We start from the raw sequence: 23,177 nt of genomic DNA, 5'->3' as shown, positions 1-23,177 counted from the left end.
CGTCACCGTCCGCACCCGATCGACACGTCAGAGTGAACGGTCGATCCGATGATCAGCCGTGCGTAACCGACCGCCCGCACCGATCGTTGGCCAGAGTGCAAGCCTCCACCAGGCGTACGGTCAAGCCGAATTGTGACCTGTCACCCGATGGAGTGGCTTTGGCCAGCCGGGGCAACCGTCCGGCAGGCCGGGGTGTCGACAACGACGAAGGGAGGTGTGGCCCGTGACGGCAAACGTGCTGGAGCACCGGCGGGCGAAGGCCTTCGCCGAGGTGCTGGAGGCCCACCGGACGGAGCAACGCGCTGCAACCGACGCGGAATCGGCCAACGCCGCAGGTACCGGCCCCGGTTCGGCCGCGATGGCCGAACTGGTCGGCCTGACCGACGCACTGGAAGCGCTGCCCGGACCGGTGCTGGACCGCGAGATCCGGACGGTCCAACGCGCCCAGCTGATGGCCGCGTTCGAACAGGCCTTCGCCGGCGGACCGGGGGCCGCGGTGCCCCGCCAGCGCCGCCACCGGGCGATCCGGAGCGCGCCACGCGGCCGCTGGAGCCGCCGGTTCGCGATCGGCGGACTCGTGGCCGGGCTCGCCGTCGGCAGCCTGGCCGGTGCCGCCGCCGCGAGCACCGGCTCCGTACCCGGCGACACGCTGTACGGGCTGAAGCGCGGCCTCGAAGGGCTCCGACTGGACTTCGCGGGCTCCGATTCGGAGCGCGGCGAGCTGCTGCTCGACAACGCCGCCACCCGGCTCGGCGAGGCGAAGGTCCTGGTCGGCCGCACCGGCCCGGCCGGCGGGCTCAGCCCGGGCACCGTCGAGCAGGTCCGCCACGCCCTGGACGACATGCACGCCGACGCCCTCAAGGGCCGCGAGCTGCTGCGCTCGGTCTACCGCAGCAACGGCTCGCTCGAGCCGATGCGCGCGCTGGCCGGCTTCGCCCAGGACGAGGACGGCCGCTGGACCGAGCTGCAGGGCAAGCTGCCCGTGCAACTCACCCAGCAGGCCTCCCTGGTGAACCAGCTCTTCGACGACATAAGCGAGGACGTCGCGCCCCTGCGCCTGGCCCAGCCCCCCGCCAACAGCGGTGGCACGGCAGGCTCCGGGGCGGGCGGCTCCTCCGACCGGACCGGCGGCTCCCCCGCCGGTACCCCGGCCGACGGCTCCGGCGCGACCCAGGGCGGCGGCCAGGCCCCGGGCAGCGGCGGCAACCGTCCCGGTGCCACCGAACACGCCCCGGCCAACCCCGGCGCCGGCGCGACCGGCGGCAGCGGCGGCAAGGGCGCCGGCCTGCCGAGCACCCTGCCCACCAGCGCCCCGGACGCCGTCAACGGGCTGGTCGGCGACCTCACCGGCGGGCTCACGGGCGCCAAGCCCTCGCCGAACCCCGACGCGGCCCCGCCGCCGGCGCCGAAGCCGTCCGGCACGCCCGGAGTCCCGGACGAGGCCCGGCAGCAGGGCGTCGAGGTGCCCCCACTGGTCCCGGGCCTGCTGCCCGGGTTGCGGATCCTCGGCGGCTGACCGGGGTTGTGCGGCGGGCCCGGCGGAGTGCGATATCCGCCGGGCCCGCTCCGTACGCTCGTGCGCTGCCGCACCCCCGCGCTGGTACGGACGGTCAGAAGAACACCGAGCGGCGCTGCATCAGCAGCTGGTAGAGCGTGTGCTGGATGGTCTCGCGCACCTCGTCGGCCAGGTCGAAGACCAGCATCGGGTCGTCCGCCGCCTCCGACGGGTACCCGTCGGTGGCGATCGGCTCGCCGAATCGGATCGTCCACTTGGTCGGCAGCGGCAGCATCCCCAGCGGGCCCAGCCAGGGGAAGGTCGGCGTGATCGGCACGTACGGCAGGCCCAGCAGCCGGGCCAGCGTCTTCACGTTGCCGATCATCGGGTAGGTCTCCTCCGCCCCGACGATCGAGCACGGCACGATCGGCACCCGCGCCCGCAGCGCCGAGGCAACGAAGCCGCCCCGGCCGAAGCGCTGGAGCTTGTAGCGCTCGGAGAAGGGCTTGCCGATGCCCTTGAAGCCCTCCGGCCAGACCCCGACCACCTCGCCGCGCTCCAGCAGCGCCTGGGCGTCCTCGTTGCAGGCCAGCGTGTGGCCGGCCTTGCGGGCCAGCTCGTTGATGCCGGGCAGCACGAAGACCAGGTCGGCGGCGAGCATCCGCAGGTGCCGCCGGTTCGGGTGGTGGTCGTGGATGGCCACCTGGGTCATCAGCGCGTCCAGCGGGATCGTCCCGGAATGGTTGGCGACGATCAGCGCGCCGCCCTCGGCCGGGATGTTCTCCGCGCCCTGGACGTCGATCCGGAAGTACTTCTCGGCCAGTGGGCGCAGCAGCGCGAGCAGCACCTCCTCGGTGAGCTCCCGGTCGAAGCCGAACTCGTCCACCTCGTAGTCGCCGGTGACCCGGCGGCGCAGGAAGGCCAGCCCCTCGGCGGCGCGGCCCTCCCAGCCCTTGCCGAACAGCCGGGTGGCCGCCGGGCCGAGCGGCCCGGACAGCGCCCCGCCGACGGCCCCGGCGAGCCGGTCGGCCAGGCCGGGGCCCGGGCCGTCGGGCTCGGACCAGCTGGGGGCAGACTCGATCGGGATGACCTTGGCCTCGCCCGACGCGTTCTCGGCTGCGGCACTCATCGCGGGTTCAGCTCCTCGGTCGGCGGGGGCGGTTCGGTACGGCGGAGGCGGCGGCGGCCGCCCCTTCCGGGCTGAGCAGGGCGGTCAGCCGGTCGGTGACGGCGGCCAGCCGCCCGGGCGGCAGCAGGCCCGGGCCCCGGGCGGCGGCGAAGTCGGCGAAGGCCTCGGGGGTGGTGAACGCCGGGCGGTAGCCGAAGGTCTCGCGCAGCCGTGTGGTGTCCACCACCCGGCCGTGGGTGAGCAGCCGCAGTTGCTCCGGCGAGACGTCCACCAGCCGGGTCTGCCGGGCCAGGACGGCCATCCAGCTGACCGCGGGCAGCAGCAGCGGCAAGGTGGGCCGGCCGAGCCGGCGGGCGCACTGGGAGAGCAGCAGGACGCCCTCCCCCGCCACGTTGAAGGTCCCGGTGTTGACGGTGCCCGGTTCGGGCTCGCCCACGGCCCGGCAGAGCACGGCGACGGCGTCGTCCTCGTGGACGAACTGCAGCCGCGGGTCGTAGCCGAGGACGGTCGGCAGCACCGGGAGCGCGAAGTACTCGCCGAGCGGGGTGTCCGCGTTCGGACCGACGATGTTGGCGAAGCGCAGCACCGTCACCGCGACGTCAGGGCGGCGCCGGGCGAAGCCCCGGACGTACCCCTCGACCTCCGCCGCGTCCTTGGCGAAGCCGCCGCCGGGCGGGTCCTTCGGCTGGATCCGCTCGCTGAACACCGCCGGGTCACGGGGCGCGGAGCCGTACACGCCGGTGGTCGACTTCACCACCAGCCGGCGCACCCCGGGTGCCTTCTGGCAGGCGCCGAGCAGCTGCATGGTGCCGATGACGTTGGACTCCTTCACCGCGGAGCGGTTGGTGGAGCCCAGGCCGGTGGCGCTGACGCTGAGGTGCACGACGGTGTCCACCCGGTGCTCGGCAAGCACCCGGGCGAGCGCCGGGCGCCGCAGGTCGAGCTGGTGGAAGCGGTACGGGGCGGCCGGGCCGGCCGGCTCCTCGGCCGGCGCCCGGGGCGGCTGCACGTCCACGCCGACGACCAGGTCCACGCCCGGACGGCGACGGACCTCGGCGGCGAAGCGGGCACCGAGACGGCGCGCCACGCCGGTGACGAGCACGACCACGCCCACGGTGCTGCACCCCATTCCTCGACCCGAGCGGCCTGCGTGCACCGTACCGCGCCGCCCTGCCGGGCCGGGAAACGACACCGCCCGCCCGGGCCACGAGGGCCAGGGCGGGCGGTGGAAGCGCTGGACGCGCTGGGCGCGGCCGGGGGCGCTTACTTCTTGTTGCGACGCTGAACGCGAGTGCGCTTGAGAAGCTTGCGGTGCTTCTTCTTGGCCATACGCTTGCGACGCTTCTTGATGACAGAGCCCACGGAACAACCCTCGCTCACTGAGACTCTCGTCCGTGAGAGACGGAGTCCATACGACTGACGTGAGGGCCTAGCCTACCGTCCATGGCGCGAAGGCCGTAATCCCGCTCCCGGTAGCCGGGAAACTCGCGGGAAATCCAGGGCGAACGGGGACGAACGGGGGTGGGCCCGCGGCTGCGGACCCGCCCCCGCCGGCCCGGTCCTACGCGCTCTCGAGCCGCACGTACGACTCCTTGAGGTACTCGTGCACCGCCTGCTGGGGCACCCGGAAGGACCGTCCGACCCGGATGGCCGGCAGTTCTCCGCTGTGCACCAACCGGTACACCGTCATCTTGGACACCCGCATGACCGCAGCGACCTCCGCCACGGTCAGGAAGACGACTTCCTGCAGGGGACGCTCCAGGGAACTCATGACCATCACCCGACCCTTACCCGTGTGCAAGGCACCGGCTTCCCCTCCGGTGACTCCACCGGCACACGTGTATCCCCAGAGTAGTTATGGGTGGTACCAGTGGGAAGAGGGGAGGTGCAGTCCTCGTACGGTGAGAGATAGGACTGTTGCAGTACGTAGCCACTCGGCGGATCGCACGGGTCGGCGTACGCACGGCCCGGCGGGCGGGCGGCCGGTGCGCCCTCGCTGCCGGCCGGGGCGGCGGGTTCAGGCCAGCAGACCGTGGTGGGGGAACACCGCGCGGCGGCTCGCGAGGATGGCCTGATCGAGCCGGTCGGCCGGATCGTAACCCGCGTCGAAGTCGCGCCAGGCCGGGCGGGCGCCGTCGGTCATCCGCAGCGGGGCCGGGCGGCGGGTACGGCGGTAGACCTCGCCGCGCCAGGACTCGGGGGTCTCGGTGGCGGGGTCGACGGGTCGTCCGGCGGCGGTGGCGACCAGGTGGGTCCAGGTGCGCGGGACGACGTCGACCACCGCGTAGCCGCCCCCGCCGGTGGCCACCCAGCGGCCGTCGGCGTGGCGGTGGGCGAGGTCGTGCAGCTCCTCGGCGATCAGCCGCTGGGCGTCCACGGTGACGGCGAGGTGGGCGAGCGGGTCCTCCACATGGGTGTCGGCGCCGTGCTGGGTGACCAGGACCTGCGGCCGGAAGGCGTCGAGCAGGTCGGGCACCAGGGCGTGGAAGGCGCGCAGCCAGCCGGCGTCGCCGGTGCCGGCCGGCAGCGGCAGGTTGGCGGCGGAGCCGGGGGCGTCCGGGCCGCCGGTCTCCATCGGCCAGCCGGTCTGCGGGAAGAGCGTGGCGGGGTGCTCGTGCAGGGAGACGGTGAGCACCCGGGGGTCGTTCCAGAAGGCCTCCTGGACGCCGTCGCCGTGGTGGACGTCCACGTCGACGTAGGCGACCCGCTCGGCGCCGAGCTCGAGCAGCCGGGCGATGGCCAGCGCGGGGTCGTTGTAGATGCAGAAACCGGAGGCCTTGCCGGGCATCGCGTGGTGCAGTCCGCCGGCGAAGTTGACGGCGTGCGGGGTCTCGCCGCGCCAGACCGCCTCGGCGGCGGCCACCGACTGGCCGGCGATCAGCGCGGAGGCCGAGTGGATCGCGGGGAAGGACCAGTTGTCGTCGGTGCCGAGGCCGTGCCGGGGGTCGGTCCGGTCGGGGTGGGCGGCGGCGTGCTTGACCGCCTCGACGTACTCCCGGGTGTGCACCAGCTGGAGGGTGGACTCGCCGGCGGCCGGCCCGGACCGGACGGTCACCCCGGGACCGCCGTCCAGCCCGAGGGCCTCGACCAGACGCATGGTGAGCGCCAGCCGGGTCGGGTCCATCGGGTGGCCGGGGCCGAAGTCGTAGGCGGTGACGGCCTCGTCCCAGAAGAGGTGCAGGCCGCAGGGGGTGTCACGCTCGGCGTCGGGCATGGCCTCCACCGTAGCGGGTGGCGGTGGCCGGGCCGCCGCCAGGGCGCGCCGGGGCGGAAGCGCCTTGTTGAGGCGGTACAGACAAAAGCTATCCGGCTCCCTATCCTCTCCGCCATGAAGCCATTCAGCGTGCAACGCCTTGGGGTAATTCTCGCTGCAATACTGGGACTTGGCCTGTTCTTTGCCGCCCAGCCGGCCTCCGCCGCGGTCAGCGGACCCGCTTTCGCCGTCGACAAGTCGACCGCGAAGGCCGGTGACCAGCTGACCCTGACGCTGTCCCTCACCAACACCGAGACCAGCGACATCTACTTCGCCTACGAGACCATCTCGCCGACCTGGCCCGCCAACACCAGCGGCGCCTTCACCGTCACGAGCTGCACCGGGGACACGGTCGACTGCGTGATCAGCGGGAACGGCGCCAACTTCCACTTCAACGCGCCGATCGCGCCGGGAGCGACCAGGACCGTCACGCTCACCGTCAAGATCGCCGACACCCCGTCGTGGGGCGCCGGGCCCTACACGGTGAACTGGGCGACCTACCTCTACTACGAGTTCGGCCAGGTGGGCAGTCCGACCGACGTCCGGGAGGGCGGCTCGCTCTCCGGGCTGCCCGAGCTGCAGACCGTGATCAGCTGACCCCCCTCCCGCCAACGGCCCCCGTCGTCACGCGGCGGCGGGGGCCAGCGCCGGTGCCGGGGCGAAGCGGTCCGCCAGCGGCAGGACGGCGAGCACCAGCAGCATCGGGGCCAGCAGCGCCCAGCGGTAGGAGCTCGCGTCGGCGATCGCCCCGACCAGCGGCGAACCGATCAGGAAACCCACGTAGTTGAAGAGGTTGAGCCGGGCCACCGCGGCGTCCGAGTCGGCCGGGAAGAGCCGGCCGCCGGCCGCGAAGACCTGCGGAATGATCGCGCAGATGCCGAAGCCGAGCACGGTGAACCCGGCGATGCCCGCCCAGGCGGCGGGCGCCACTGCGGCCACCCCGAAACCGAGCGCGGCCAGCGCCGCACCCGCGCGGACCACCAGGACGGCGCCGAAGCGCTGCACCGCGCGGTCGCCCAGAGCGCGGCCGAGCAGCATCGCAACCATGTAGCCGAGGTAGGAGAGCTTGGCGAGGTCCTCGCGGCTGCCCAGGCCGTCGGTGAGGTACTTGACGCTGTAGTTGGAGACCGAGGCGTCGGCGATGTACGCGAAGGCCATCGCCAGGCAGAGCGGCAGCAGCGGCCGCCAGGGGATGGACCGGGCGGCGGCCTCGGCGGCCTCCCGGACGGCGTCGCCGAGTTCGGCCGGGCCCGCGAAGCTGGTGCCGGTGACCACCGCGAGCGGGGCGATCACCACGGCGGCCGTGCCGAACAGCACCGGCAGCCCGAGGTCGTAGTGCGAGCCGAGGCCCGCCAGGGCCGCGCCGACGATGCCGCCCAGGCTGAACGCGGCATGGAAGCCGATCATGATCGAGCGACCGTAGCGGTGCTGCAGGCCCACCCCGAGCATGTTCATACTGGCGTCCAGTGCCCCCACCAGCAGCCCGAACGCCCCCAGCGCGAGGGCGAGTTGCCACAGCGTGTCACCGAGCCCGGCCGCCGCCAGGCTGAGGCAGACGGCGGGTTGGACCACCCGCAGCACGGCCCGCGCGCCGGTGCGCTTCACCAGCTGCTCGGAGGTGATCGAGCCGACCCCGGCCAGGATCGGCACGGCGGCCAGGAAGACCGGCAGCAGCCCGTCGCTCAGCCCGTACCGGTGCTGCAGCTCCGGGATACAGGTGACCAGCAGCGCGAAGGTGGTGCCCTGCAGCAGGAAGCTGACGGCGAGTGCGGCCCGCCCCACCCGCAGGCCGGGCGGGACCGCGGACGGCGCAGCACTCATACGGACCTCCACACGGGCCTCCCGGCGACCTCGCTACCGCCCGGTAGGACGATGTTGGCGAGAGCGTAGGCGGTGCGCCGCGATTGCGGGAGGGGTCGCGCAGGGACTTCCGCCCCGGCCGCCGCGGACTACTTCCCGCCGGAGGCCAGCTCCCGGGAACGGTCCCGGGCCGCCTCCAGGGCGCCCAGCAGCGCGGCCCGCACACCGTGGTTCTCCAGCTCGCGGATGGCCGCGATGGTGGTGCCGGCCGGGGAGGTGACCGCCTCGCGCAGCTTCACCGGGTGCTCGCCGGAGTCCCGCAGCATCACCGACGCGCCGATCGCGGACTGCACGATCAGGTCGTGCGCCACCTGGCGGGGCAGGCCGAGCAGGATCCCCGCGTCGGTCATCGCCTCCACCAGGAAGTAGAAGTAGGCCGGGCCGGAGCCGGAGAGCGCGGTGGCCGCGTCCTGCTGGGACTCCGGCAGCCGCAGCGCCTTGCCGACCGAGCTGAAGATCTCCTCGGTGCGCGCCAGGTGCTCCTCGGTGGCGTGCGAGCCCGCCGAGATGACGCTCATCCCCTCGTCCACCAGGACCGGCGTGTTGGGCATCACCCGGACCACCGGAGTGCCGGGCGCCAGCCGCTCCTCGAACCAGGCCGTCGGGACGCCGGCCGCGGCCGAGATCACCAGCCGGTCCGCACCGACGTGCGGGGCCAGCTCCTCCAGCAGGGTGCCCATGTCCTGCGGCTTGACCGCGAGGATCAGGGTGTCGGCGAGCTTGGCGGCCTCGGCGTTGGAGACCGCCACCACGCCGTACCGGGCGGCGAGTTCGACCGCGCGCTCGGGGCGGCGGGCGGTCACCAGGACGTCCGCCGGGTTCGTGCCCGCCCGCAGCAGGCCGGAGAGCAGGGCCTCGCCGATCTTGCCGGTGCCCAGGAAGGCGATCTTCTGTCCGCGTGCTGCGCTGCTGCCCATGGTCCGCTCCTTGCCTTGGTACTGCGGCCATCCTCGCACCGTACGTCGGCGCCCGGCGGGACCGTCCGGTTCGTGGTCGCCGGGCCCGGCGGGGTGCGCCGCTCGTTCGGCCGTCGCCGCCGGTCGCCGCCCCTTGTCGCGCCTTGTCGCCCCTCGTCGCGCCTTGTCGCGCCTTGTCGCGCCTTGTCGCCCCTAGGGAGAAAACCAGGGGGTTCCCCTATGGCCTCCGGGGCCGGGCGGGCGCACCGTTGAACCATGGCACACGACGAAATGTCCCGACGTGAGAACCGGCAACTCGCCGTCGCCTCGGCGACCGTGGGCCCGTGGCGAACCGCCGCGGGGGTCGGTGCGGTGGTGGGGGCGACCTCCCTGGGGATCGAGGCGATCTCCGGGAGCTGGTCGCTGAGCATGCTGGCCGGACCGGCCGGCTGGGCGCTGTTCTTCTTCTTCCTGGTCGGCACCGTCGGCGGGCAACTGCGCCGCGACACCGCCGACCGGCGGCTGCGCCGCTGGGCGAACGACCACCCGTGGCAGTCGGCCCTCCCGGCGGCCGGCGGGCTGCTGGCACTGAACACCCTGGCGCAGCTGTTCCTCGGCGACTCCGGTCTGTTCGGCGCCTTCTTCATCTCGCTGCTGCCCGCCGGCCTCCTGCTGGCGATCGCCGGGGTGGTGGGGTCGGTGAAGCAGGCCCGCCGCAAGGGCTGACGCACCGGCACGGTTCCGGACGAAACACGGTGAAGCGCCACCCGGCGGGCACGAGTTCACCACGTGAGCGCCCCCGACCAGCGCATCGTCACACCCCGTCGTCATACTGGCGCGATGCCGATAGCCGAAGATCCGGAACCGCGCCCCGTCAGGGGCGACGAGCCGGGCGGGTCCGACCCGTCCGGAACGGGTGCGAAGGACCCGTTCGCCGACCTCGTCCTGGACGACGAATTCGTCCGGGGCGCCGCCGTCAAGGAACAGAGCGGGCGCACCCGCATGCTCACCGCCCGGTGGAAGCACACCCCGCCGGTCGACCCGGGCGGCCGCCGCTCGGTCAACGACGGCCCGGCGAAGAAGGCCAAGCGCCGCTTCGGGCGCAAGCCGAAGCCCCAAGCGGTCGACCCCTGGGGCAACCCGCGCCCGCGCAGTCGCCAACTGCCGTGGCGCACACCGCTCTACGTCGTGCTGACCGTCACCGTGCTGCTCGCGGCCCTGAACGTCAACGGGTTGCGTAACTGGTACTCGGACCACTACGGCGGCTCCTCCTCGGCCCACAGCCCCGCGCCGACCGTCGCCCCCGAGACGGCCAGGCCGACCACCGCGCCGCCGAAGGTCGACGAACAGCAGCCGACCGTCGACCGCCCCTGGGCCGGGTCCCTCGCCGAGGGCTGGCCGAACGGCGCCGAGGCCTTCGTCCTCCCCGAGGCACAGGCCACCGGCGTCTTCTCCACCGCCCAGGTCGCCGCCCAACTGCAGTCCGTCAAGGACTACCTGATCGCCGCCAACCTCGACCCCAAGGTGGTCGCGGGCGGCCGTCCGGACGCCGCCCTGGCACTGCTGGAGCGGGAGGACCAGGACGGCGCGAAGGCCGCACTGGAGCACCCGTCCAAGGACAACGACCCGACCAACTGGTTCAGCCGGTTCGACCCGCGCGACGCGATCCCGGTGGGCGACACGGTCAAGGTGCAGGGCCGGATGACCTACGAAGGCGACGGGGACAAGGGCGTCCTGATCCACACCGACTTCAGCTTCGTGTACGCGCTGCGCCCCGGCCCCGAGGCCGCCAAGCGGGCCGGGTCGCCCCAGCCGACGACCCCCGCCCCGCAGCCGACGAAGCCCGCCGCGCCGCAGGGCGGCGGCACGGCCAAGCCGGCGGGTCTCCTCGTGCCGGCGGGTCTGCTCGCGCCGACGGACGACGTGGCCGGGGACACCTGGACCACCCGCACGATCGTGCGGCGGGCGGACACGTTCCGCTTCTACGACCCGGGCCGCTACCAGGTCCAGCCGAAGAAGATCGTGTACGCCAAGAGTCAGACGGACCCCGCCAACTCGGCCTGCGACGTCTACGACGGCTTCTTCCACCCACAGTTCGACCAGTTCGCGGCGCTGCGACCGGACACCCCCGGCTCCCGGCCGACCGGCCCGGCCATCGACCCGTACGACCGCAGCAAGGACATCCAGCAGACCGACGAGTGCGGCACGATCAGCCGCTACTGACCGGTCAGCGCTTGCGCTTGGCCCTGGCGTCGGGCCGGCCGCTGCGGCCGGCCTGGCGCTTCTCGTACTGGGCGACGGCCCGCTGGTACGCGGCGCGTCGCACCGCCTCGCCCGGCGCCTCGACCACGCTGCGGGCGAAGTAGGCGGCCAGGGCGCCGGCGCTGCCGATGAGCCAGACCGCGCCGAGCGACTTGTCCTCGGCCATCCAGCCGGTCAGCTGGTCCCTGCCCTCGGTGAGCAGCTTCCAGGTGCGCCGGACGGACATCATCGAGCAGATCGCGATGGCGGCGGTCATCAGCCCGTTGACGAAGGTCCCGTTGTCGGAGAGGGCGATGCCCTCGACGCCGAACCGCAGCACCAGCACCACGGCGGCGGTCGCGGCCAGGGCGCCGACGGACACGGCGACCCGGCGCGGCCAGTAGCCGCCGTCCCGGTTCAGCCAGCTGGTGCCGAACCAGCGGATCGGCTCCGGCTCGGGCGCGCCGACGGTCTTGGGGGCGCCGACGGCCTTGGGCGCGGGGGTGGGGGGCTGCTCGCTCACGCCGTCGATTATCACCCGACCGCCCCATCCGGCGGAGGAGCCGTCCGATCCGACGGAGGAGCCGTCCCGGCCTGCGGGACGGCTCCTCCTCGTACTGCCGGGGCTCAGCCGAGCTTGGTCACGTCGCGGACGGCGCCCTTGTCGGCGGAGGTGGCCATCGCGGCGTAGGCGCGCAGGGCCTGGCTGACCTGGCGCTCGCGGTTCTTCGGGCGGTAGCCGCCCGAGGCCTCCAGGGCGCGGCGGCGCTCGGCGAGGACCTCGTCCGGAACCTCCAGGGAGATGGTCCGGCCGGGGATGTCGATGGCGATGGTGTCGCCGTCCTCGACGAGGGCGATGGTGCCGCCGGAGGCCGCCTCCGGGGAGGCGTGGCCGATCGACAGGCCCGAGGTGCCGCCCGAGAAACGGCCGTCGGTGACCAGCGCGCAGGCCTTGCCGAGGCCGCGGCCCTTGAGGAAGGACGTCGGGTAGAGCATCTCCTGCATGCCCGGGCCGCCCTTGGGGCCCTCGTAGCGGATGACGACGACGTCGCCCTCCTTGATCCGCTTGGCCAGGATCGCCTCGACCGCGTCCTCCTGGGACTCGACGACGACGGCCGGGCCGCTGAAGGTCCAGATCGACTCGTCCACGCCGGCGGTCTTCACGATGCAGCCGTCCTCGGCGAGGTTGCCGTGCAGCACGGCCAGGCCGCCCTCGACGGAGTAGGCGTGCTCGACGCCGCGGATGCAGCCCTTGGCGGCGTCGGTGTCCAGCGACTCCCAGCGCTCGGACTGGGAGAAGGCCTCGGAGGAGCGGACGCAGCCGGGGGCGGCGTGCCACAGCTCGACGGCCTCGGCGGAGGGCGAGCCGCCGCGCACGTCCCAGGTCTTGAGCCACTCGGCGAGCGAGTCGGCGTGCACGGTGTGGACGTCCTCGTTGAGCAGCCCGCCGCGGTACAGCTCGCCGAGGATCGCCGGGATGCCGCCGGCCCGGTGGACGTCCTCCATGTAGTACGAGCCGTTCGGCGCGACCTTGGACAGGCAGGGCACCTTGCGGGAGATGGCGTCGATGGCCCGCAGGTCGAAGTCCAGCTCGGCCTCCTGGGCGGCGGCGAGCAGGTGCAGGATCGTGTTGGTCGAGCCGCCCATGGCGATGTCCAGGGCCATGGCGTTCTCGAAGGCGGCGCGGGTGGCGATCGCCCGGGGCAGGACGGAGGCGTCGTCACCGTCGTAGTAGCGGTTCGCGATCGCGACGACGGTCTGCCCGGCGTTCTCGTACAGCGCCCGGCGGGCCGTGTGGGTGGCGAGCACCGAACCGTTGCCGGGCAGCGAGAGGCCGATGGCCTCGGTGAGGCAGTTCATCGAGTTGGCGGTGAACATGCCGGAACACGAGCCGCAGGTCGGGCAGGCGTTCTCCTCGATGATCGCGATGTCCTCGTCGGAGACGTTCTCGTTGACGGCCTGCGAGATCGCGTCGACCAGGTCGAGCTTGCGCACGGTGCCGTCGACCAGGGTGGCCTTGCCGGCCTCCATCGGACCGCCGGAGACGAAGACGGTCGGGATGTTCAGGCGCAGCGCGGCCATCAGCATGCCCGGGGTGATCTTGTCGCAGTTGGAGATGCAGATCAGGGCGTCCGCGCAGTGCGCGTTGACCATGTACTCGACCGAGTCGGCGATCAGGTCGCGCGAGGGCAGCGAGTAGAGCATGCCGCCGTGGCCCATCGCGATGCCGTCGTCCACGGCGATGGTGTTGAACTCGCGCGGGATGCCGCCCGCCTGCTTGATCGCCTCGGAGACGATCCGGCCCACCGGCTGGAGGTGGGTGTGGCCGGGGACGAACTCCGTGAAGGAGTTGGCGACCGCGATGATCGGCTTGCCGAAGTCCTCGCGGGCTACACCGGCCGCCCGGAGAAGCGCCCGGGCGCCTGCCATGTTGCGACCGTGGGTGACCGTACGGGACTTCAGCTCGGGCACTGTGCTCCACTCCTTCGGGCTCTCGCCGGCGCCCCGCCGGCGGGAGGGTGCGGGGGCCGCTGTGGCTACCGAGCCTACGCCCGCCGTCCGGGCGGCGGACGGGCCGTCCGCGATGCGGTCGTACCGCCGGCGTGCGGGCCGGCGTGCGGGCCGGGGGGGTTGTCGACGGGCGGTGGGCGGGGGCGGCTGGCCGGCGGGGGGCGGTCGGCAGGAGGGTAGGCGGCTGGTCGGCTGGTCGGTGGGCGGCGCTGCGGGATCACCCCGGGGTGCCGGCCACCGTGAGGTCGAGGGCGAACGGCTCGACCACGATGCCGTCCGGGAACTCGGCGAGCATGGCCTCCCGCTCGGCGGCCAGCACCGGCGCGCGCTCCTCGGGGCTCAGCGAGGCCAGGTACGAGCGGGAGGTGAGGTCGGTCAGCACGTGGTCGACGGTGACCCGCCGCTCCCAGTGCAGCACCGCCCGTTCGACCGCGAGGCCGGCCGGCGCGAAGTGGCTGGTGTGGTCGCTGATCCCGCCGTAGCCGCGGTAGCGGGCGGGCAGTGCGGCGGCCATCCGCCGGTCCCGGGCCCGGACCCACGGCACGGTCTCGTCGTGCACGTTCCACCAGACGGCGACGGCGCCGCCCGGCCGCAGGACCCGGAGCGCCTCGGGGACCGACCGCTCGGGGTACGTCCAGTGGAAGGCCTGGGCGTAGGTGATCAGGTCGGCGGAGTGGTCATGGAAGGGCAGGTCGTCGCCGCTGCCGCGGACCAGCGGCAGCATGGGCGAGGAGGCCAGGAACTGGGCGGCCATGCCGGAGCTGGGCTCGACGGCGACGACGTCCGCGCCCCTGGCGGCCAGCAGCCGGGTGGCGATGCCGGTGCCCGCGCCGACGTCCAGGACCCGGGCGCCCTTGAGGCCCCGGCCCCACAGCCGCTCCAGCGCGTCGAACAGCTCATCGGGGTAGCCGGGGCGGCCCCGGTCGTACTCGGCGGCCACCGCGCCGAAGCTCCCGGCGGCCTCACGGTAGTTCCGCTCCTCCGTCATGTCTCGCCCTCCGTACGGAAGTTCGCACCCACAGCGGGGCGTGCCCGTGCGGCTCAGCGTACGCGCGAGGAGGTGGCCAGGTGCAAGCGGGTAAAAGCCAGGGCCTCGGCCAGATCGGCCTCGCGTTCGGCGGGCGACGCGGAGCGCCGGGTGTTGACTTCCAGCACCACGTGGCCGTCGAACCCGGTACGGGCGAGGTGCTCCAGCAGCTCCGCGCAGGGCTGCTTGCCGCGGCCGGGGATCAGGTGCTCGTCCTTGCCGGAGCCGCTGCCGTCGGCCAGGTGCACGTGGGCGAGCCGGTCGCCCATCCGCTCGACCATGGCGAAGGTGTCGATCCGGGACGTCGCCACGTGCGAGAGGTCGATGGTGAAGTGCCGGTACTCCTCGTCGGTGACGTCCCAGCCGGGCGCGTACGCCAGCACCTCGCGGTCGCGGTAGCGCCACGGGTACATGTTCTCGACGGCGAAGCGGACGTCGGTCTCGCCCGCCATCCGGTTGATGCCCTCGACGAAGTCCCGGGCGTACTGGCGCTGCCAGCGGAACGGCGGATGGACGACGACGGCGCTCGCGCCGAGCTTCTCGGCCGCCGCCCGGGCCCGGACCAGCTTGGTCCACGGGTCGGTGGTCCACACCCGCTGGGTGATCAGCAGACAGGGCGCGTGCACGGCCAGGATCGGCAGCTGATGGGCGTCGGAGAGCCGGCGCAGCGCCTCGATGTCCTGACTGACCGGATCGTTCCAGACCATCACCTCGACCCCGTCGTAGCCGAGCTTCGCCGCCAGCTCGAAAGCGACGGCGGTGCTCGCCGGGTACACCGAAGCGGTGGACAGGGCCACCTTGGTGTCGGGGATGTGCAGCGCCGGGTGCTGGGGCAGCACCAGCCGGTCGGTGGTCCGCAGCAACGGCGGACGGGCGGCGTCCCGGCGGGCGGCCTTGACCGAGCGCACCGACTGGACGGCGGCCTTCGCGGCACCGGCGGCCCGGGCGGTGCGGGTCTCCCGCGGCGCGGCCTTGGCGGCCGCCTTGCGGGGGGCCGGGCCGCGGGCGGGCGCCGCCCCGGGCTGCTCCGGCGGCTGCGTCGGGGGCTTCTTGTCCGTGGCCTTCTTCGTCGCCGGCTTCTTCGCGGGCGGCTTCTCGGCGGCGGTGCGCGTCGTCGCAGCGGTCTTCGATGCGGCCGTCGTCGGGGCGTCCTTCGTGGCAGCCTTCTTCGTGGCGGCCTTCTTCGTGGTGCGCTGGGCCGCCTTCACAGCCTTGGCGGCCTGCGCGGCGGTGGCGCCCTTGACCGCCTTGCCGAGCCGGCGGCGCGGGCTGTCCGGCCGCGGCTGCCCGTCCCCGGGAGCGCGGCCCTCCCGCGTCCCGTCCTCGCCCGCTGGTTGCACCACGGGAGACAGCGTAAGCGGAGCTCGCTCCGAACGGGACGCCGTCCTACGGAGTCAACGCCGGTCGGCGCCGGTCGGCGGGGCTGTCCATGGCGTCCAGCCGGCGCAGGATGATGCCCTCGCGCAGCGCCCACGGGCAGACGTCCAGCTCGTCGAGGCCGAACAGGTCCATCGCGGCGTCGGCGACCAGCGCGCCGGCCAGCAACTGCTTGGCACGGCCCTCGGAGACGCCGGGGATCTGGGCGCGCTCGGCGACGGTCATCGTGGCCAGCCGCGGCAGCCAGGCTCCCAGCCCGCTGCGGGTGAGCCGGCGGTCGGTGTACGGGCCGGCGTCGGCGGGCGCGGCGCCGGTCATCCGGGCCAGCTGCTTGAAGGTCTTGGAGGTGGCGACCGCGTGCTGCGGCGGCCCGAGCCGGGAGATCTCGCCGACCACGGTGGCCATCTCGGCTCGGATGTGGCGTCTCAGCTCGCGCAGCCCGTCCGGGTCCGCGACGTCCCCGGGCAGCCAGCGGGCGGTCAGCCGCCCGGCGCCCAGCGGCAGCGAGCAGGCGACGTCCGGCTGCTCGTCCAGACCGCAGGCGATCTCCAGCGAGCCGCCGCCGATGTCCAGGTTGAGCAGCCGGCCGGAGGACCAGCCGAACCAGCGGCGAACCGCCAGGAAGGTGAGCCGGGCCTCGTCCTGCCCGGAGAGCACCCGCAGCTCGACACCGGTCTCGGCGGTCACCCGGCGCAGCACCTCCTCGCCGTTCGCGGCCTCGCGCACGGCGGAGGTGGCGAACGGCAGGATGTCGACGACACCCTTGTCCTCGGCGACCCGCAGCGAGGACGCGATGTGGCCGACCAGCCGCTCGATACCGGCCTCGTTTATCGAGCCGTCCTCGTCCAGCAGCTCGGCCAGGCGCAGTTCGGCCTTGTGGGAGTACGCGGGCAGCGGGGCGGCGCCCGGATGGGCGTCCACCACGAGGAAGTGGACCGTGTTGGAACCTACGTCGAGAACACCGAGTCGCATAACTCTCCACGCTACGCGATCCGGGCCCGGGCGAGGGGGGTTGCGACGGTATTCACGCTGGTCCGGGGCGGCGTCCGGGCCCTCGGCGGCCTCCGGCTCCCTGGCGTTCGCCCCCCGGCGTCAGGTTCCCCGGCGTCCCGTCACAGCAGGCCGTCCCACAGCTGCTCCACGATGACGGCCCACCAGTTCTCGGGATCGGCGAAGACCGAACCGTCCGCCTCCACCAGGGCACGCTGCAGACCCTCCACCGCCTCGCCCGCCGTCACCGGGCCGAGGCCGCGCAGGGCGGGCCACCAGCCGGCGAACACCTCCAGGCAGCGGACGAAGGCGCGCAGGTCCGCGTTGCAGTGGCGGGCGGTCGCGTAGTCCGGATCCACCGCTCGGACGGCGCCGTCCACCGTGTCGAGGGCCACCAGCGCCCAGCCGTCCGTCCCCAGCACCAGCTGCCCGGCGAGCGCCGGACGCTCGCGCTCGGCCACCCGGGCGCCGCGGCCGAGCGCCGCCAGGTGGGCCGCCAGCGGCGGCAGCACGGTGCCGGGGCGGGTGCCGTCCGCGATCGCCTCCGCGCCGGGGTGGTGCAGGGCGAAGAACCCCGGCACGGCCGTCGGCACACCCACCGCCAGCAGCAACGCGGCCGCGTCCCCGGGCAGTTCGGCCCGCGCCACGTCCGCCGGGTCGAAACGCTGCACACCCGCCGGGCCGAACCGCTCCGCGAGCCGCGCGGCGAGCGTCGCGTCGGGCTCGTCCGGCGCGTTCCGCACCGGGCGGGGGAAGGGCACCCGGTTGCGGGCCGGCCCGTCCGGGGGCGCGGGCAGCGCCCGTACGGCGGCGGCCCGGTGGTCGAACCGCGGGCCGTACGGCAACTCGAAGTCGACCCGGGTGTCCGGCAGTTCGGCGGCCAGCGCGTGGGCCCAGTAGCCGCCGGGCAGGGCGCTCATCCGCAGGTCGGTCCGGACGGCCAGCACGTCCCCGGCCGCCACCCCCTGCTCGCGCAGCCACCACCAGCCGCGCAGCGCCGGATGCGGCAGGCCCGCCGCCGAACGCAGCGCCAGCGACCGCTCCTCGCCCGCGTCGTCCCGGTACGTCAGCTCGGCACGGGCACCGCGGCCGGTCGCCGGCGGCCGGGTCGGGTCGTGCCCGCCCGCGCCGACGAAGTCCCGGTACAGCCCGACCACTTCGTCCACCGGCACCGAGGGCCACACCGTGAACCGCCCGCTCTCCCGGTCCACCACGGCACAGGCAGCCCCCACCTCCTCGGGCGCCCGCCGCTCACCGGTCCGCGGATCCACCTCCGCACGCGCGGGCTCCGCCCACACCACCCACCCGAGCTCGAACTCGTGCGCGCACACCCGCCGCACCACCGCGGCGCCCTGCGGAAGATCCCCGTTGATCCACCGATGTCCCGCCGCCACCGCCTGCGCCCGCGAAACCACTCGGCCACCCCCGTCCCCGACACCCAACCCGACCGCGCCGCGACCCTACGCCCTCACACCAAGGAGTGCCGCCTCCACCCGAACTCCCCTGCCGACTCACACAGAAAGTCGACCCCACCGACTTCCTGAGCAACTCCCGCCCACCCCTGCACGACCATGAAGGCCGGTCTACAGATCCACAGCGAGCCCACACACGAAAAGTCGGCCCACCCGACTTCCCACGCACACGGGCAAAGATATGGCGACCGGTCTACAGATTTACGGGTAGCCGACCCCCACCGCACACAGGAAGGCGACCCCGCCGACTTCTCGCGCAACACCCACCCAACCCCGGCGATCGGTCTCCATACCGACCCAGCACGCGAAAAGTCGGCCCGGTCGACTTCTCACGCACGCACGCTTTCCGTCCCCATCCGGCCAATATGGAGACCGGTCTGCATATTTGCCCTGGCGGAGGTGAGCGAGCGCAGGAAGTCGGCCTGGTCGACTTCCTGCGCAAACTGCGGGTGGCTAGCCGGTGAGGGCGAGGGGGCGGCCTTCGGGGGTGAGGGCGATGGCCCAGAGGCCGTGGGTGGCGGGGTGGAGGGGGGTGGGGCCCTGGCGGGCAAGTTGGTGGTCGAGGTAGGTGACGGTGTCCTGGTGGTTGACGGCATTCCAGGCGTGCGGGCGGCCGAAGGCGTCCAGGGTGAGGAGGACGGCCTGGGAGCCGTGGCCGGCGCGGCGGAGGTCGTCGGCGAGGCGGTCGATGGCCTGGTCGCCGTCGCCCAGGTCGCGGAAGGGGGCGCCGAGTTCGCGTTCGGCGCGGTCCCGGCCGACGCGTTCGCCGGCGTCCCCCTCGGTGGGGATGCGCGGGGCGGCGCAGGTGGGTCGGCCGGTGTGACACTCGACGGCGGAGAGGGCGATCTCCAGGCTGTTGTTGGCCCGGCCCGGTTCGCGGTAGCCGCCGGCGTTGACGGCCTCCGCCCAGCCGCCGATGGCCGGGTGGGGGTGGCGGACCGGGAGCCCGTCCGCGTCGCGGGGTGCGCGGCGTTCGAGTTCGGCCTGGTGCTCCGGGTCGACCGGGCCGAGCCCGCCGGGCAGCCCGTACGGGCGGCTGTCGGTGATGCTGCGCGGCTGGGCGGCCGGGTCGTCGGGGTGGGCTCCGCGCCGTGCGCGCAGGGCGAGTTGGAGGGCCATGGCGTGGGCGGTCGCGACCGGGACGGCGCCCCACGCGAGGGTGGGGTCGGCGACGGTCTCGGCAGTGTCCCGGCGTCGGGTGTCGACGTGGTGCGGCTCGGGCCGGCCGAGCACCGGGGTGGTGCCGACGATCGGCGGTGTGACCGGAACCGGGGTCGGCGGACCGGTGACGGGGTGCGGCGCGGCGCCGACCGGGGTGCGGGGTGCGGGAGCGCCCGGCCGGGGTTCGCCGAGGGCGGGCTGCGGCGCGGCAGCACCCGTTCCGCTGCCGAACGGTGCCGCCACCTGCGCGGCAGGCCCTCCGCCGCCGCCCGCGAGCGGCCCTGGCCCGACCGCGCCAACAGCCCCGACCGCGCCAACGGCCCCGACCGCACCGACTGCACCCACCCCTCCGGCCACCGGATACCCGGCACCGTACGCCGGTGTCCCGAACGGCCCGGCGACGCCGACCGGCCGGATCGCCGGCGGGGCGTCCGGCGCCGGTGTGTACGAGGAGCCGGAGGAGCTGTTGGTGGACTGCGCGGCACTGGGCGCGGGCGGCGCGCTCACCGAGTCGGTCCGTACGGTCACCGGCCCGCCGCCGCCACCGCCCCCACCGTGTGCCGGAACCGAAGCTGCAGGGGCCTGGAGTGGGTAGTCCCCGTCCGCCCAGCCCGCCGACCCGCTGCCCTGGCGGACCGGCGCGGCGACGGACCGCCCGGGAGACCCGTCGTCGCGCGCCGGCGGCGTCCAGTCGGCACCGCCGGCCACCGCCCGGTGTTGCCCCTGCCAGCCCCCGGTCGCGTACGAGGCCCCCGCCGCCACCGCACCGGCGGGCGCGCTCGCGGCGACGGCGGTGTCCGCCCCGCCCACGACCGCACCCGGGTCCGCCACGACGGCCGAGGCCACGGTCACCACGCCGGGCGTCTTCGGATCCGGCTTGCCGTCCGGCCCCGTGCCGTCGGCCGGCTTCCCGTCCGCGGTGGCCGGCTTGTCCGGTGTCTCGGGCAGCCCGGCGGGTGGCAGCCCCCCGACGGGCAGCCCGTGGACCTCCTGGCCGTGTTCGTCGGTGAGCACCGGCTGCCCGTGCTCGTCCAGCCGGACGGCCAGGTCGGCCACCCCGACGACCGGTTTGCCGTCCGGCCCCGGGACGACCAGCAGCCCGGAGGGGTCGCCCACCGGCGTGCCGTCGGCCCGGAGGATGACCGGCCGACCGTCCTGGCCGAGGACGGGCTGCCCGTGTTCGTCGAGCTTGACGGTGAGCCCGGGCACGCCGACCAGCTGTTTGCCGTCCTTGCCCGCGAGCAGGACCAGCCCGGTGCCGTCCGCGCCGAGCACGCCCGGTTCGCCGAGGGCGACGGGCAGTCCGGCGGCGAGCGGGTCGAAGGCGCCGGTGCGATACGAGGCGGCGGTGATCCCCGTCCCCTGCGCGGTGCCGAGCCGGAGCAGGGCGACGGCGGCCGGTTCCTTGAGCACGGTGGCGAGCGCGTCCTTCATGGCACGGCCGAGTTCGGCGAGCAGCCCGCCGATCTTCAGCGCGGCGGCGTCGACGACGACGGCCGACACGCCCGCCGCGACCTGCTCGGTGGCAGTGTTCTGCACCGTGGTGGCGAGGCCGCCGACGGCCTTCTTCAGCCCGCCGACCACCCCGCTGTTCTCCGCCCCCGGGCCGGGGGCGCCGTCGACCGCCGCAGCGAGCTTGCCCGCCGCCTCCTTGGCCTTGGCGGCCTGCTCCTCGGCCTGCGCGAGGTCGGCGGCGAGCTGTTGCAGGGTCGCGATGATCTCGGCCTTGCAGGTGTCCACGGCCCGCGCGGCCGTGTCGAAGGCGCTGGCGACCAGCCCGACCGCGGCGTGCGCGTCGTCCAGGTGGCCTTTGCCGCCGCCGCTGAAAGCCTGCCAGTACGCGCCGAAGGCTTCGACCGCGTGGCCGGAGTTGTCGGCGGTGACGCGCTGGACGGACTCGCCGCAGCGGCGGGTGAGGCGGTCGGCCTCCTTGCCGAACTCCCGCCAGACTCCGGCCGCCTTGCGTAGGCCCTCCTCGTCGGCCTGCGGCCACTGGTGGCCGGTCCTGGCCAGCACCGGGGCCAGTTCCTCGGGCAGTTTCCGGGACACGCGCTTCCCCCTCCGAGCCGGGTCCGTCAGACCGACATGTCCTTGGGGACGGCGGGCGCCGCCCCCGGGGTTGCCCCCGTCGTCGAATAGACCGCGGACACCGCCGCCGCCCCGGGCCCGGGCCCGGTCACGCCCTCGGCCCCACCGCCGACCCCACCGCCGAAGCCGCTCGCCGCCGAGGTGTCCGTGTCCGTCGTCCGCTCGGCCATCGCGTGCAGCCCGGTCCCGACCTTCCCCACCCGCCCGGCCAACCCCCGCAGCCCGCCGACGAGTTCGCCGTGCGCCGGACCGTACACGGTGGCGAAGCCGCTGCCCGGCGTGTCCGTTCCCCAGGGGGCGCCGAGCGCGGCGAGGTCCCGTTCCAGGGCGGCGACGGCCTTCGTCAGCTCGCCCCCGATCTTCTCGAACTCCCGCCCCTCGCCGTGCAGTTCCCACGGCTTGAGGACGAACGCGCCGCCCGCGCGGTCGGACGCCCCGGTGCTGCCGCCTGCCATCCCCGTACCTCCCCGTAGCGGACCGCCATCCTAGGCACGCTCCCGGGCCCGCCCGCAGCGCCCGACGGACCTCTTCACCCCGCCTTCACCCGTACCGGGCCCCCGCCCGGCCCCGTGCCGAAGCCGGCGCCGAACCCGGCCTGAGCCCGGCCCGAACCCGGCCCGAGCGCCGTGCCGAAACCGCCGCCACGCGCACCGACCCCGTCACCACGCCCGCGAAAGCTCTACCCTTGCCGGGTGGCACCAGCAGAAACGTCCAAGAAGAAGGCCAAGGCGAAGCCCCCGGCCTCCCCCGCCCCCGTCGACCTCGCGATGCCGACCCTGCGCCGCGAGATCCCGCGCGACGAGGTCCCGCTCGATTTCCCGCGCGCCTGGGTCGAGTTCGCCGACCCCGCCGACGAGGAGCAGGTGTTCCGCTGCGACCTCACCTGGCTGACCTCCCGCTGGTCCTGCGTGTTCGGCCAGGGCTGCCACGGCATCCGTGAGGGCCGCGGCGAGTCGGACGGCTGTTGCACGCTGGGCGCGCACTACTCGGACGAGGACGACGAGAAGCGCGTCCTGGGCCACGCGGCGCGGCTGACGCCCGAGCTGTGGGAGAACTTCGCCGAGGGCACCGACGCCAAGGGGCGACTGGTCTCCGACCCCGGCAACGGCGGTAACGGCGACGCCCGCGGCATCACCATGCTGGACGAGGACGGCGACCGCCAGACCCGCCGGGTCAACGGCGCCTGCATCTTCGTGAACAGCCCGGACTTCGCGGGCGGCGCCGGCTGCGCCCTGCACGCGCTGGCGCTCAAGGAGGGCCGCGAGCCGCTGGAGACCAAGCCGGACGTCTGCTGGCAGCTGCCGATCCGCCGCACCTACGACTGGATCGACCGCCCGGACGACACCCGCTACCTCCAGGTCTCGATCGGCGAGTACGACCGCCGTGGCTGGGGCCCGGGCGGCCACGACCTGCACTGGTGGTGCACCGGCGCCCCCGCGGCCCACCAGGGCGCGGAGCCGGTGTACGTCAGCTACCGCCCCGAGCTCACCGAGCTGATGGGCGGGGCGGCGTACGACGTGCTGGCCCGCCTGTGCGAGGAGCGGATCGCCACCAAGGGCGACCGCAGGGTCGCCCCGCACCCGGCCGACCCGATCAGGAAGGACCCCGCCAAGAAGGCGGACCCGACCAGGACGGGCAAGAAGGCCAAGAAGGACTGACCTCCTTGAAGGTCTGACC

Annotated in this window: 20 protein-coding genes; 5 read left to right on the top strand and 15 right to left on the bottom strand. The window is 74.2% G+C overall.

The genetic code is table 11. The features are described 5' to 3' along the window. Positions 1 to 223 precede the first annotated feature (223 nt). On the top strand, positions 224 to 1,516 hold the full coding sequence (locus ACIBEC_RS32345; RefSeq protein WP_360495662.1) for a DUF5667 domain-containing protein: 1,293 nt from the start codon (positions 224 to 226) through the stop codon (positions 1,514 to 1,516). Between the two features lie 94 nt (positions 1,517 to 1,610). On the opposite strand, the gene ACIBEC_RS32340 is transcribed toward ACIBEC_RS32345, so the two are convergent. The 5 genes from ACIBEC_RS32340 to ACIBEC_RS32320 form a co-directional block, all read right to left on the bottom strand. Beyond that, on the bottom strand, positions 1,611 to 2,624 hold the full coding sequence (locus tag ACIBEC_RS32340) for a lysophospholipid acyltransferase family protein (RefSeq protein WP_360495665.1): 1,014 nt from the start codon (positions 2,622 to 2,624) through the stop codon (positions 1,611 to 1,613). A gap of 7 nt (positions 2,625 to 2,631) precedes the next feature. Next, positions 2,632 to 3,738, bottom strand: a complete 1,107-nt coding sequence (locus ACIBEC_RS32335) for an NAD-dependent epimerase/dehydratase family protein (protein ID WP_360496075.1) — start codon at positions 3,736 to 3,738, stop codon at positions 2,632 to 2,634. A gap of 149 nt (positions 3,739 to 3,887) precedes the next feature. Next, positions 3,888 to 3,986: a 30S ribosomal protein bS22 gene (locus ACIBEC_RS32330; protein WP_003948845.1), complete on the bottom strand. Its 99-nt coding sequence runs from the start codon at positions 3,984 to 3,986 to the stop codon at positions 3,888 to 3,890. 199 nt (positions 3,987 to 4,185) lie between these two features. Then, the gene (locus ACIBEC_RS32325; RefSeq protein ID WP_360495668.1) at positions 4,186 to 4,395 is read right to left on the bottom strand and encodes a helix-turn-helix domain-containing protein; all 210 of its coding nucleotides are present in this window, start codon (positions 4,393 to 4,395) and stop codon (positions 4,186 to 4,188) included. A 246-nt stretch (positions 4,396 to 4,641) separates the two neighbouring features. Next, a complete protein-coding gene (locus ACIBEC_RS32320) occupies positions 4,642 to 5,838 on the bottom strand; it encodes an acetoin utilization protein AcuC (RefSeq protein ID WP_360495671.1) in 1,197 nt (398 codons plus the stop codon). A gap of 114 nt (positions 5,839 to 5,952) precedes the next feature. On the opposite strand from ACIBEC_RS32320, the gene ACIBEC_RS32315 reads away from it, so the two are divergent. Further along, positions 5,953 to 6,474, top strand: a complete 522-nt coding sequence (locus ACIBEC_RS32315; RefSeq protein ID WP_360495674.1) for a hypothetical protein — start codon at positions 5,953 to 5,955, stop codon at positions 6,472 to 6,474. Between the two features lie 27 nt (positions 6,475 to 6,501). Here ACIBEC_RS32315 and ACIBEC_RS32310 read toward each other — a convergent pair whose 3' ends face one another. After that, positions 6,502 to 7,698, bottom strand: a complete 1,197-nt coding sequence (locus tag ACIBEC_RS32310; protein ID WP_360495676.1) for an MFS transporter — start codon at positions 7,696 to 7,698, stop codon at positions 6,502 to 6,504. 128 nt (positions 7,699 to 7,826) lie between these two features. Further along, entirely contained in the window at positions 7,827 to 8,654 is an 828-nt protein-coding gene (gene proC / locus ACIBEC_RS32305) for a pyrroline-5-carboxylate reductase (protein ID WP_360495679.1), read from the bottom strand. Positions 8,655 to 8,909: 255 nt separating this feature from the next. Between proC and ACIBEC_RS32300 the strand changes: the two genes are divergently transcribed. Together ACIBEC_RS32300 and ACIBEC_RS32295 are read left to right on the top strand one after the other, a co-directional pair. Then, the gene (locus ACIBEC_RS32300) at positions 8,910 to 9,359 is read left to right on the top strand and encodes a hypothetical protein (RefSeq protein ID WP_360495682.1); all 450 of its coding nucleotides are present in this window, start codon (positions 8,910 to 8,912) and stop codon (positions 9,357 to 9,359) included. Between the two features lie 114 nt (positions 9,360 to 9,473). Then, a complete protein-coding gene (locus ACIBEC_RS32295; protein ID WP_360495685.1) occupies positions 9,474 to 10,856 on the top strand; it encodes a hypothetical protein in 1,383 nt (460 codons plus the stop codon). Positions 10,857 to 10,860: 4 nt separating this feature from the next. Here the strand turns inward: ACIBEC_RS32295 and ACIBEC_RS32290 are convergent, their stop codons facing one another. The 8 genes from ACIBEC_RS32290 to ACIBEC_RS32255 form a co-directional block, all read right to left on the bottom strand. After that, complete coding sequence (locus tag ACIBEC_RS32290) at positions 10,861 to 11,397, bottom strand: hypothetical protein (protein WP_360495688.1); 537 nt, start codon at positions 11,395 to 11,397, stop codon at positions 10,861 to 10,863. Between the two features lie 104 nt (positions 11,398 to 11,501). After that, positions 11,502 to 13,346, bottom strand: coding sequence for a dihydroxy-acid dehydratase (ilvD, locus tag ACIBEC_RS32285; RefSeq protein WP_360495691.1), 1,845 nt, complete (start codon positions 13,344 to 13,346; stop codon positions 11,502 to 11,504). Between the two features lie 256 nt (positions 13,347 to 13,602). Beyond that, positions 13,603 to 14,373: a methyltransferase domain-containing protein gene (locus ACIBEC_RS32280; protein ID WP_360495694.1), complete on the bottom strand. Its 771-nt coding sequence runs from the start codon at positions 14,371 to 14,373 to the stop codon at positions 13,603 to 13,605. Between the two features lie 53 nt (positions 14,374 to 14,426). Further along, positions 14,427 to 15,230 carry a sugar phosphate isomerase/epimerase gene (locus tag ACIBEC_RS32275; RefSeq protein ID WP_360496078.1) on the bottom strand — a complete coding sequence of 268 codons (804 nt, stop codon included), beginning with the start codon at positions 15,228 to 15,230 and terminating at the stop codon, positions 14,427 to 14,429. Positions 15,231 to 15,798: 568 nt separating this feature from the next. Continuing rightward, positions 15,799 to 16,761: a Ppx/GppA phosphatase family protein gene (locus ACIBEC_RS32270; RefSeq protein ID WP_360495697.1), complete on the bottom strand. Its 963-nt coding sequence runs from the start codon at positions 16,759 to 16,761 to the stop codon at positions 15,799 to 15,801. Between the two features lie 140 nt (positions 16,762 to 16,901). Further along, positions 16,902 to 18,194, bottom strand: a complete 1,293-nt coding sequence (locus tag ACIBEC_RS32265) for an SUKH-4 family immunity protein (protein ID WP_360495700.1) — start codon at positions 18,192 to 18,194, stop codon at positions 16,902 to 16,904. A gap of 510 nt (positions 18,195 to 18,704) precedes the next feature. Continuing rightward, positions 18,705 to 21,461, bottom strand: a complete 2,757-nt coding sequence (locus ACIBEC_RS32260) for a toxin glutamine deamidase domain-containing protein (RefSeq protein WP_360495703.1) — start codon at positions 21,459 to 21,461, stop codon at positions 18,705 to 18,707. Between the two features lie 26 nt (positions 21,462 to 21,487). Next, positions 21,488 to 21,955: a hypothetical protein gene (locus ACIBEC_RS32255; RefSeq protein ID WP_360495706.1), complete on the bottom strand. Its 468-nt coding sequence runs from the start codon at positions 21,953 to 21,955 to the stop codon at positions 21,488 to 21,490. A 312-nt stretch (positions 21,956 to 22,267) separates the two neighbouring features. Here ACIBEC_RS32255 and ACIBEC_RS32250 point away from each other — a divergent pair, with 312 nt between their 5' ends. Next, entirely contained in the window at positions 22,268 to 23,158 is an 891-nt protein-coding gene (locus tag ACIBEC_RS32250; RefSeq protein ID WP_360496081.1) for a hypothetical protein, read from the top strand. The last annotated feature ends 19 nt before the right edge of the window (positions 23,159 to 23,177 follow it).

Source organism: Kitasatospora sp. NPDC051164 (assembly GCF_044455625.1).
Classification (GTDB): Bacteria; Actinomycetota; Actinomycetes; order Streptomycetales; family Streptomycetaceae; genus Kitasatospora.
Note: the sequence above shows the minus strand (reverse complement) of the source record. Positions and strands in the feature narration are given on the sequence as shown.